8 protein-coding genes are annotated in these 11,222 nt (G+C 65.9%); 7 read left to right on the forward strand and 1 reads right to left on the reverse strand.

All coding sequences use genetic code 11. From position 1 onward, the window contains the following. Window positions 1–115 precede the first annotated feature (115 nt). A complete protein-coding gene (locus tag FHY04_RS21555) occupies window positions 116–784 on the reverse strand; it encodes a TetR/AcrR family transcriptional regulator (protein ID WP_183937868.1) in 669 nt (222 codons plus the stop codon). A 142-nt stretch (window positions 785–926) separates the two neighbouring features. Between FHY04_RS21555 and FHY04_RS21560 the strand changes: the two genes are divergently transcribed. The 7 genes from FHY04_RS21560 (at window position 927) to FHY04_RS21590 (ending at window position 10,746) form a co-directional block, all read left to right on the forward strand. Beyond that, window positions 927–3,275 (forward strand): TonB-dependent receptor, encoded by a 2,349-nt coding sequence (locus FHY04_RS21560; protein WP_183937870.1) that lies wholly within the window; start codon window positions 927–929, stop codon window positions 3,273–3,275. A 50-nt stretch (window positions 3,276–3,325) separates the two neighbouring features. Continuing rightward, window positions 3,326–4,597 carry an MFS transporter gene (locus FHY04_RS21565; RefSeq protein WP_183937872.1) on the forward strand — a complete coding sequence of 424 codons (1,272 nt, stop codon included), beginning with the start codon at window positions 3,326–3,328 and terminating at the stop codon, window positions 4,595–4,597. A 486-nt stretch (window positions 4,598–5,083) separates the two neighbouring features. Beyond that, entirely contained in the window at window positions 5,084–6,562 is a 1,479-nt protein-coding gene (locus FHY04_RS21570) for a bifunctional diguanylate cyclase/phosphodiesterase (RefSeq protein WP_183937874.1), read from the forward strand. Then, window positions 6,559–7,299 (forward strand): LysM domain-containing protein, encoded by a 741-nt coding sequence (locus tag FHY04_RS21575; protein ID WP_183937876.1) that lies wholly within the window; start codon window positions 6,559–6,561, stop codon window positions 7,297–7,299. Before FHY04_RS21570 ends, FHY04_RS21575 begins: the two co-directional genes overlap by 4 nt. Continuing rightward, complete coding sequence (locus FHY04_RS21580; RefSeq protein ID WP_260171724.1) at window positions 7,299–8,975, forward strand: serine/threonine-protein kinase; 1,677 nt, start codon at window positions 7,299–7,301, stop codon at window positions 8,973–8,975. Before FHY04_RS21575 ends, FHY04_RS21580 begins: the two co-directional genes overlap by 1 nt. 11 nt (window positions 8,976–8,986) lie before the next feature. Further along, window positions 8,987–9,997: a type VI secretion system-associated FHA domain protein gene (locus FHY04_RS21585; protein ID WP_159511486.1), complete on the forward strand. Its 1,011-nt coding sequence runs from the start codon at window positions 8,987–8,989 to the stop codon at window positions 9,995–9,997. Continuing rightward, window positions 9,994–10,746 carry a PP2C family serine/threonine-protein phosphatase gene (locus FHY04_RS21590; RefSeq protein WP_183937878.1) on the forward strand — a complete coding sequence of 251 codons (753 nt, stop codon included), beginning with the start codon at window positions 9,994–9,996 and terminating at the stop codon, window positions 10,744–10,746. Before FHY04_RS21585 ends, FHY04_RS21590 begins: the two co-directional genes overlap by 4 nt. Window positions 10,747–11,222 lie beyond the last annotated feature (476 nt).

Here is an 11,222-nt window from a genome sequence, read left to right on the forward strand (position 1 = left end):
GCCATTCTGCGATCGCCCTTCGCGAGGTGCGGCGGACATGGACGGATGTGTGAAATCGGGGAACACGCAACGACGGCTGAATGTCGTCTTGTGGGTCGTGTACCCAATCGGCCGATCAAGTCTTGACCTCGGACATGGCTCGGTCATCAGGGCTGCGTAAGATGCCATCTTTCAGCATTTTTGCGACGACCTTCGCAATATCATCCGGTGTCTCGTCTTCGCTCCAGACGCCGTAGCGAAGCCCCAGGAATACGTTCATTCCCATGATCGCCCAGCCATGGACCTCGCTGACGTCGCCCTTGACCTCGCCGCGGTCCGCCGCCTTTCGCAGGCGACGCGTGATCCGGTCCGCCGTGGTCGCATAATGGAGGCGAAAGCTCTCTGGATCGACGAATTCGGACTCGTCGATGATCCGGTAGATTTCCTTGTGGTCACGGACGAAGCTGATGAATTCGCGAAGCCCCGCCTGCTCAGCAGCGATCTGATCGGGTGCGGACAGGATCGCCGGGGCGACATGATCGCGAACCTGGTCGGACATGTCGCGGACGAGCGCGCGGAACACCGCGTCCTTTGAGTCGAAATAGGTGTAGAAGCTGCCGAGCGCGACGCCGGCGCGGCGCGTGATGTCGCTGATCGAGGCCTGGTGGAATCCGTTGTCGCCGAACTCGATCGCAGCAGCGTCGAGGATCGCGCGCATCGTCCGGCGGCCACGCTCGGTCCGCGGTGCCTTGCTGTCGCCGATGACCGCCGGGTCTGACGGCGTCGTCTCCTGCGCCTTCGCCATTCTGTCTGTCTCGATACACAAGTTGAATAGTGGTTCAGGTTTCAGTATAGACTGGAGCCAAGGCGCACAACCCGGATCATACCGGGCGCATCACGCGGGCGCCGCAGGAGGGGATGACACCGTGGCACAGCCGAAATCCGTCATGATCTTGTTGAACGCCGGTGTTGCACTCGGCGCGCTGCTGGCGGGATCCGCGTCCGCGCAGACGCAACCCGTCGCGCCGGCAGCAGACGCGGCTCAGGCCGGGCCCGTCATCGAGGAGGCCGGGATCGACGGCGATATCGTCGTCACCGCACGCCGCCGCGAGGAACGGCTGCTCGACGTGCCGATCGCGATCACCGCGTTCACGGGCGCGCAGCTCGAGGCGTCGGGGGCGCTCGACGTCACCGATCTCGCCGCTGTCACGCCGAACGTCACGCTCGAGACGTCGCGCGGCACCAATTCGACGCTCACCGCCTTCATCCGCGGCGTCGGCCAGCAGGACCCCGTCGCGGGGTTCGAGGCGGGCGTCGGCATCTATCTCGACGACGTCTATCTCAACCGACCACAGGCTGCGGTCCTCGACATTTACGACGTCGAACGGATCGAGGTGCTGCGCGGGCCGCAGGGCACGCTCTATGGCCGCAACACGATCGGCGGCGCGGTGAAATATGTCACCCGCCGGATCGGCGCCGACCCGACGCTGAGCATTCGCGCAACCTATGGCAGCTATGACCAGGCGGACGGCGTCATCAGCGCGAGCACGCCGATCGGCGATACGGGGTTCAGGATCGCCGGTGCGGTCGCGCGACTGAGCCGGGGCGGGTTCGGCACCAACCTCAGCACGGGCCAAGACAATTACAACAAGGATTTCTGGGGTGCGCGCGGCACGCTGCAATATGAGGCGGGCGACAGCGCGTTCTTCCGGCTGTCGGGGGACTATACGAAGGACAACAGCAACCCGCGCGGCGGGCATCGGCTGATCCCGGGGCTGGTGTCGCGCACGCCGGTGCTGTCCGACGTGTTCGACAGCCGCGGTGGGCTGGTCGCACCGAAACAATCGGTCGAGGCCTATGGCGGGTCGCTCTTCGCTGAACTCAAGCCCGCCGCATATCTGACCCTGCGCAGCATCACCGGCTATCGCAAGGACGACAGTGCGACGCCGATCGATTTCGACGCGCTGCCCGCCGTCGATGTCGACGTCCCCGCCTTTTACAATAACGAGCAGTTCAGCCAGGAGGTGCAGCTGCTGGTCGATGCCGGGCCGTTCAACATGCTGGCGGGGCTCTATTATCTCGATGCCAAGGCGCGCACCGTGTTCGACGTACGGTTGCCGGGGACAGTCACTGCGCTGACCTTCGGGAATGTGCGGACCAATACGGTGGCGGTCTTCGGTGATGCCACGCTCGACGTGACGCCGATGCTCAGCCTTTCGGTCGGCGGACGCTATACCTGGGACGATCGCATGTCGCAGATCCAGCGCAACGTATATCTGGGCGCTTCCCCCTTCTTCGGCGGCACGAGCGCGCCGATCGCGCGACAGACCGACTTCCGCGGGACCGCGAGCTTTGCCAAGTTCACGCCGCGCGCGTCCGTCAGCTTCAAGCCCGATGCCAACAACACGCTGTATGCGAGCTGGTCGAAGGGGTTCAAGGGCGGCGGGTTCGACCCGCGCGGGGTCGGTACCGCGGCGCCCGACCTCAACGGCAACGGCATCACCGGTGCCGGTGGCGACCGGCAGGATATCTATAATTTCCTGTCGTTCGAGCCCGAGAGCGTCGAGAGCTTCGAGGCGGGATACAAGGCGTCGCTGTTCGATCGCCGGCTGACGCTGGCGATTGCGGGGTTCCATTCGAAATATACCGACGTCCAGGTGCCCGGATCGGTCGGTGCCACCGTCGGCGGCATCCAGACCTTTATCGGCATCACGACCAATGCGGGTCGCGCCCGGATCAACGGTGTCGAAGGCGAGGCCAATCTGACGGTCGCGGAGGGCATTGCGGGCGCTGGCGACCGCATCAACCTGTCGGGAACGATCGGCTATCTCGATGCCAAATACACGCGCTTCATCGATTCCCGCGGGATCAATGTCGCCGCCAATCGCAAGTTCCAGAACACGCCCGACCTGACCGCCAGCGGGACGCTCGCCTATCATGTCCCGGTCGGATCCGCGGGCGCGATCGACGCGAGTACGACGCTGTCCTATCGCAGCGATTCACAGCAGTTCGAACTGCGCACGCCGCTGCTCGACCAGCCCGCCTATGCGCTGCTCGACGCGAACCTGGTCTATACGATCGACGCGCGCTTCTCGATCGGGGTGCATGGCAAGAACCTGACGAACAAGCGCTACGTCGTGTCGGGCTACAACTTCCTGCTGCAGAACCCCGATACCGGCGACTATCTACGCACGGCAGCGGGCGCGTTGCGGCCATCGCTCGGCAGTGACGGCGTGCTGACGGCCTATTATGGCAACCCACGTCAGGTCTTCGCGACCCTCACCGCGAAATTCTGATGGAGCGCAGCCGGGGGCGGGTGATCGCCCCCCGGTTACTGGAGCACAATATGGCGAGTGATATCCCGGCGACCCCGCGCGAGGGCCGTCGCTACCGCGTGACGGCGCTCGTCATGCTGTTGCTGGTCTACACGTTCAACTTCGTCGACCGGCAGATCCTTGGCATCCTCGCGCCGACGATCAAGGCGGACCTGGCATTGACCGACACGCAATTGGGCCTGCTTGGCGGGCTGGCGTTTGCGTTGCTCTATTCGACGCTGGCGATCCCGCTGGCGTGGCTGGCCGACCGGACGAGCCGCACATGGGTTATCACGCTCTCGCTCGCTGTGTGGAGCGGGTTCACTGCCCTGTGCGGTGTGGCCAGCAATTTTGCGCAGCTCTTCGCGTTCCGAATCGGCGTGGGGGTTGGCGAGGCGGGGGGCGTCGCGCCGTCCTATGCCGTGATCGCAGACACGTTCGCGCCCGACCGCCGTGCGCGCGCGCTGGCGGTCTATTCGCTCGGCATCCCGCTCGGCTCGGCAGCCGGCGTGATGCTCGGCGGCTATATCGCGACGTCGATCGACTGGCGGACCGCGTTCATCGTGGTCGGTGTCGCGGGGCTGGTGCTCGCACCGGTGTTTCGGCTGTGCGTGCGCGAGCCGGTTCGTGGGTCCGATCCACGCGACCGCGAACCTGTCCGCCGCGTGTTCGGCATCCTCGCGCGCAAGCCGAGCTTCTGGCTGCTCGCGTTCGGCGCCTCGGCGAGTTCGATGCTGGGCTATGGCCTGGCCTTCTGGCTACCGTCGCTGATGCAGCGGAGCTTCGGGCTCGACCTGATCGAGACCGCGCAATTCTATGGCGGCGTGCTGTTGCTGGGGGGTGTTGCGGGCGTCCTGCTCGGCGGCGTGCTCGGCGACCGGCTGGGCGCGCGCGATCGGCGGATGTACACGCGCGTCCCCGCGATCGCGTTCGTCATCGCGGTGCCCCTGTTTGCCGCAGGAATCCTGTCGTCCTCGGTGACGGCGGCGTTCGTCTTCTTCCTCGTGCCCCAGGCGCTCGCCTATGTCTGGCTCGCGCCCGTCATTACGGCGATCCAGCATCTGGTACCCGGGCATATGCGCGCCACCGCATCGGCGACATTCCTGCTGATCAACAACCTCATCGGTCTTGGCGGCGGCAGTTTTGCGCTTGGCGCACTGTCGGACGGTCTTGCCGCGCATTATGGCGACGAAGCGTTGCGCTATGCCATGCTCATGGGGCTTGTGCTGTATCTGGTGGCCGCGTTGCTGATGTGGATGGCGTCGACACCGCTCCGTCAGGACTGGGTCGATCAATCGACTTAAGACGCCAACACCGACAGCCGGATGGCTGCAGCCGGGACTGTTTGGGCGTGTGCTCGCGGAATGCGGATAGCGGATTGTGAAGCTTTGATAGCGTCCAGTCGCTTGGAACAGGCACGAGAACGGCGGTACCGCTCGACGCCTGCCACGAGCTGCGTTTTCACGTCAGATTTATGCTCACGCGGCGCCCCGATGATGTGATCCTCGGTGAACCGGCCTTGCCGCATCGCTCCGCTCCGTCCGACGAGCTGATTACCAATGGCGTGGCGTCCGGGAATCAGGTCTGACGCACAGGCGGGGCTATATTAACACATCCGTATGATAATGGCCGCTATTCAGGTCGTTATGGGGTTTTCAACGGCGATTCCGCCTGCGCAGCGTTGGTGCATCGGGCTACTACCAATAGCGGCGGCTATCGTCACGTGGCGGCTCGTCGACCGCAGTGCCGCCGCCATAGCGTCCGTTGCAGTCTGTATCGTTTTCGCAGCAATGGCGTATTCGATTGCCCAGCATTACCGGGTGTCGCGATTGATCCGGCATTTGCAAAATCTCGCCGGGACGTCTCCGACGGTCTCGCGTGGTGAAAGGCTCACACAGAGCGTAGCGACCATCGCGGATCGTCTGCAGGCTGTCGAGCATCGCACCAGTCATCGCCACGCGATTACCGGCTTGCCGACCCGCGAGCCGTTGATCGAGCGAGTGATGGTGGACGGGCGTGGGGTACTCGGTGTCATCGGATTCATGGACTTCGATCGGCTGTGCGCGTTTGACCCGGCGCTGGGCGAACGCCTGCTGCTGACGATCGTCGACCGGCTGACCCGGATGCTGCCCGAAGAACGACTGATTGCGCATGTCGATCGCGCCAGCGTCGCGATCTGGTTCGGCCCGGATGTCGTCGAGGAAGCTGCGCAGACCGAACTGGATGTGCTGCGATACGCGCTGGGCGACGTGGTGATCGACGGCGACCGGGAAATCCTGCCCGAAATTCGCGTGCGGCAGGCTAGGATGCCGGCCGACGGTGTGAACGCGCAGGCGATGTTGTCCCGCACGTTGGCGTCACTGATAGTACAGCCCGGTGCCGTGGTCGCGGTCGCCAGCCCTGTCCTCGATCTCGCAGCCCTAGCCAGCGAGCGGTATGCCCTGGAACAGGACCTTCGCCAGGCGATCGCGCGCGGCGAACTGGAAATGCGATACCAGCCGTTGATCGATGCCGGGGAAGGTCGGGTGTCGGGCGCGGAATCGCTGATCCGCTGGTTTCATCCCACCCTCGGGCAGGTCTCGCCGTCGCGATTCGTACCGGTGATGGAGGCGATGGGGCTGGCGCATGAAATCGGGATGTGGACCCTCAACGCCGCTGCACGGGAGGCGCGGTCATGGCAGGCACAGGGCCTGGACGCCCTGCGCGTCGCGGTGAACGTGTCGGGGCATCAGCTCGACCGCGACGACATGGCGGCACTGGTTGCACGCACGCTTGCGCGGCATTCGCTGGGGGCGGCTGCGCTGGAGATCGAATTGACCGAGAGTGTCGCGATGAGCGACGGTACGCGCGCCACCCAGCTGTTCGACGCGTTGCGGGCGGCTGGCGTGCGGATCGCGATCGACGATTTCGGCACCGGCTATTCCAGCTTCAGCACGCTGCGCACGCTGGCGTTCGACAAGATCAAGATCGACCGGGAATTCGTGACGAACGTCGATACGCTGCGCGACAGCCAGGCGATCTGCCAGAGCATCGTCGCGCTGGGGCGCGGGCTCGGCATCCGCGTACTCGCCGAAGGGGTGGAGCGACGCGCGGAATATGAGTGGCTGTTGCGTCACGGCTGCACGCATTTCCAGGGCTATTATTTCTCGCCACCGCTGAAGGGCGCGGAGTTTGTCGCGTTCGCACGCGATTCCGCCGGGCTCGCGAAGTTGCTGGCCATCGACCCGTACGCGATGCGGGACCGGATCACCGAAAGGCTTACCGCATGAGTTTCTCTCCTCGACAGGTCGCGCGGGCCGGCGCGCTGCCGCTCGCGCTTGCGATTACCGCCTGTTCGCATGGGCCCAAGGCGGGACCGCAACTGGCGCCTGCGCCGCAGACGACGCCGGCGAGCGAGATCGACGCAATCCTGCTATTGCTCGATCAGGGCGATAGTGGTGCAGCGAAGAAGCGGATCAACGCCGCGTTGAAGCGCGATCCGATGAATCCTTCGGTCCAGGTGCTGCGCGACTCCATCGACCGCGATCCGAAGGATCTGCTGGGGCCGACGAGTTTCACCTATACCACGCGGGACGGCGACACGATGTCGGGACTGGCGCAGCGGTTCCTGGGCAATCGTCTGAAGGCGTATCAGCTCGCACGCTATAACGACATCGCCAAGCCTGCCGATCTGGCGGCTGGCCGGACGCTCCGTATTCCAGGCGAGCCCCCGCGCATCGAGCCGCCCCGGCGATCCGAGCCGCGACCCGTGCCGGCCGCTCCCACCCGCGTGAAGCCAGCCGCGCCCAGGCCGGCGCCGGTGACGAAGCCGACCGCACCCACGGCCAATCGGGTCGCCGCGCGTCAGGCGCGCGCGACGGGGCTGGCGGCGCTCAATTCGGGGAATGTCGTGCGCGCGGTCGGCCTGTTGCGCCGCGCCGCTGCGCTCGATCCCGGCAATCCGGTCATCGCGCGCGACCTGACGCGTGCCGAGCGCATCGCCGCCACCGTGAAGGCGCGCAAGTGATGACCGAGATGCTGGGACGCTACCGGATCGACGGTCGGCTGGGCGAGGGCGCGATGGCGGACGTGTTCCGCGCGTTCGATCCGGGGATCGGGCGCACCGTGGCGATCAAGGTGCTCAAACCGGAATATGGTCGCGACCCCGAACTGGGCGAGCGCTTCCTGCGCGAGGCGCGCGCCGCGGGTGCGCTGAACCATCCCAATATCGCGACGGTCTACGATGTGGGCGAGGCGGACGGTGTCGCCTATATCGCGATGGAGCTGATCGAGGGGCAGCCGCTCGACACGCTGCTGCTGGCGCAAGGCCGGCTGCCGTATGAACGCGTCCTGGCGTTGGGTCAGCAACTTGCCTCGGCGCTCGACTATGCACACAGGGCGGGCGTCGTGCACCGCGACGTGAAGCCATCGAACATCCTGCTATCGGCGGACGGCCGCACCGCCAAGCTGCTCGATTTCGGCGTCGCGCGGATCGGCGATATCGACGTGTCCGGCACCGACGGACGCCTTGCGCGCACGCAGGTCGGCCAGATGATCGGAACGCCGCGCTATATGAGCCCGGAACAGGCGCTCGGCATCCCCGTCGACCAGCGGTCGGACCTCTTCTCGCTGGGCGTGGTGCTGTACGAGATGGTGACCGGCAAGGTCGCATTTCCCGGCATGGGGCTGGCGACGCTGGCCATCCAGATCGCGCAGGAGCGTGTCGAGCCGATCGCGCGTTCCGCCGCGGACTGCCCGCCGGGCCTGCGTTTTGTGATCGACAAGCTGCTGGCGAAGAAGCCCGAGCAGCGGTTCGCCGACGGCCATGCGGTGTACGAGGCGCTGACCCGCGAGATCGCGGCGACCGCCGAGGCAGCACCCGGCCGCCGTGGTCTGCCGCTGAAGATCAAGCTCCCGCTGGCGCTCGTCACAGTAACCGCGATCGCGCTGGTCGCGAGCGTCTCGTCGATCCTGGGGCGGCAGCAACGCACGCTTGAGCATATGGCGATCGTGTCGGGTCGCTCGATCGCGGCGTTCGTCACCGGCAACACCGCGGTGCTGGCGGCCGACAATGCGGGGCTCGCGCCCGAGCAGCAGGACTGGACCGCGCTGCAGGCCTTCGTCGCCTCGGCCTCGCGCGATCAGGAGATTCGCGACATGGTGGTCGCCGATACCGGCGGGATCGTCCGCGCGGCAGACGACGCGAAGCTGATCGGCACGCGCTATCGCCGCACTGTTGGCGAAGCGGCGATCGGCAGCGGCGCCGGCGTGACCGCGGCACCCGACCGGGGCAGGGGCGCAGGACTGCGGTTCGTCCGGCCGATCCGCTATGCCGGGGCAGAGTTCGGCACGGTCGACCTGGTGCTGCGCCGGACCGCGCTGGACGCCGCGATCGATAACGCGCGGATGCTGCTGACGGTGCTGTCGCTGGTGATCATGGGTGTGGTGCTGGTGATCGGCTATCTGAGCGGCGCCATGGTGGCCCGGCCGCTCGCCCGACTGCGCAAGGCGCTGGACGAGGCGGCGAAGTCCGATTTCGCTCTGCGCATATCGCATCGCCGCCGCGACGAATTCGGCGCCGCGTTCGACGCGTTCAATCGCGCCGCCGCCGCAGTCGAGCCGCATCTGGCGGGGACCGGCGCGCAGGCCGACATCGCGATGCGCGCTACCCGCGTCGTGCCGTCCGCCCGTCTGGCCGCCTGAGGATCCGTTCGATGTACATGCTCCAGCTTTTCGACCGAGACGACATGGTCCAGCCGCTCGATGCGCGGCTGATCCGCGAGGGTCTGCTCCGCATCGGTCGCGATACCGAGGCGGACTGGCCGATCGCCGATCCCGATTGCGCGCTGTCGCGGGCGCATTGTGAACTCCGCGTCGACGGCGATGGGCTGACACTGCGGGCGCTCGGCGCGAACGGCGTATTCGATGCCGATACCGGGCAACGGTTTCCCGATGCGGTCGACGTGGTGCTGCCGGTGCCGAGCGCGCTGAGGCTCGGCCGGTTCAAGATGGTCGCGACGCAGGCCCCGCATGGCGACCTGGAAGTCGATGGCGCGCTGACCATGGTGCTGACGCCGCCGCTGGGATCGTCGGTAGAGGTGCCGAGCGACTGGGCCGATGCCGGTGAGGCGCGACCGCTGGGCGATGGGTCGTTGCTGGAGGCATTTTGCGAGGGCGCCGGGCTGGACTGTTCGCTGCTCTCCGAAGAGGAGCCGACCGAGATCATGCGGCGGGCGGGTGCGGTGTATCGGCAGATGGTGCTGGGGATCGGCGACCTGATGGCCGAGCGCGACCATGCGCGCGGACGCTATCAATTGACGCGCACGACCATCAGCGGCGCGGACAATAATCCGTTCAAATGGGCGCCGACACAGCGGCTGGCGATCGACCTGCTGCTTGCGGGCTCCACCGGGTTCCTGTCGGGCCCGGCGGCGCTGAAGGCGTCGTTTCGTGACGTGAAGCGGCATCTGGTCGCCACGTTCGCAGGCCTGCAGGGGAGCCTGCGCGCGGCGATCGGCACGTTCGAGCCGGCATCTGTCGATGCGGCAATCGCGGACCGCGCGACGCTGCTGAAAAGTCGTGCGAGCCTGCAGATGGCAGAAGTCGCTGACCGTCATGCCGACCTGACACGGCAGATCGTGGCATCCGCACCCGGCTCGCTCGATCGCGCCTTCGCCCTCGCCTATGACGCCGCGGATACGGCCATGGCCCGCGATCCCGCATGAAGCTCGCCAGCCTGTTGCGACGCAAACCTCGCGGCGGTCCGTCGCTCGCTCGGGAAACCGTCTATGTGTCGCAAAACCGATCCCATGTCGGGCGGGTGCGCAGCGTCAACGAGGATCGGTTTCTCGATCGGGCAGACCGTGGGCTCTGGGCGGTCGTCGACGGCATGGGCGGCCATAGCGGCGGCGCCGCCGCCGCAGAAACGGTGGTCGATGTTTTGCAGGCATTGGCGGATGATCCGGCGCCGATCGACGCGGCAGCGGTGCGCGCCGCGGTGTCGCATGCCAATCGCGCTATCTACGACGTGCATGCGACCAGCGGCGCGACGATCGTGATCGCGTTGATCGAGGGCAGTGAGGCGACGATCTTCTGGGCGGGGGACAGTCGGGCCTATCTGATGCGCGGCGGCGGGGCGGAGCGGCTGACCCACGATCACAGCGTCGTGCAGGAGATGATCGACGCGGGTGTCCTGACGGAAGCCGCGGCGGACCGTCATCCGCAAGCCAATGTCGTCACGCGCGCGCTCGGCGTTGCGCCGGCCGTAGCGCTGGATAGCGTCACCACACTAGTCCAGCCGAACGATCGACTTCTGCTGTGCTCGGACGGCGTTTCACGATCGCTTGATCCGCGCGATTTCGCGACGATGCCCGCGGCGATCGGGGACATGGCGGACCGCATTCTTGAAAACGCACTGCAACGTGATGGCAGTGACAATGTAACGCTCGTCGTGATCACAGCGCTATCGAGGTGAGACGTGTGCGTTCATCCGTAGCGGAACGAACGACCGCTGCTCTGTTGCTATGCAGCGTCATGCAGAACCGTGTACCATCTGCTAGCCCAGTACAAGAATACTAACGTTCCATACCGCGCTGCCGTCGAACGGCCGGCACACATAGATGTCGGCCGATAACTCAATCGCTGTCGATGATGGGAATTCAACGTGATGCAAGCCATCTGGTTCTATGCATCGGGAATGACCGGAATGGCGGTTAGCGGGGCTGGCGGCGTTCCGTGCTGGATCATTGCCAAGCGCTGGTGCCATTTAGGGGGGCATCACGTCCTCGCAAACGGCAGAGATGCCAAATCGCCGCCGCATTGATCCCGGCCGCTGCAAGCGCGATTCTTGGCAGGGTTAGAGCGGTTTCTCACCGTGCTGAATCATAAGGGGATTCCCGTCGCTGCGGTTTTCTGATTCAGGTGCGTGCCGGTGCAGGAGGCTGGCATGGA

This window comes from Sphingomonas sp. BK481, assembly GCF_014194875.1.
In the GTDB taxonomy this organism is placed as follows: Bacteria; Pseudomonadota; Alphaproteobacteria; order Sphingomonadales; family Sphingomonadaceae; genus Sphingomonas; species Sphingomonas aerolata.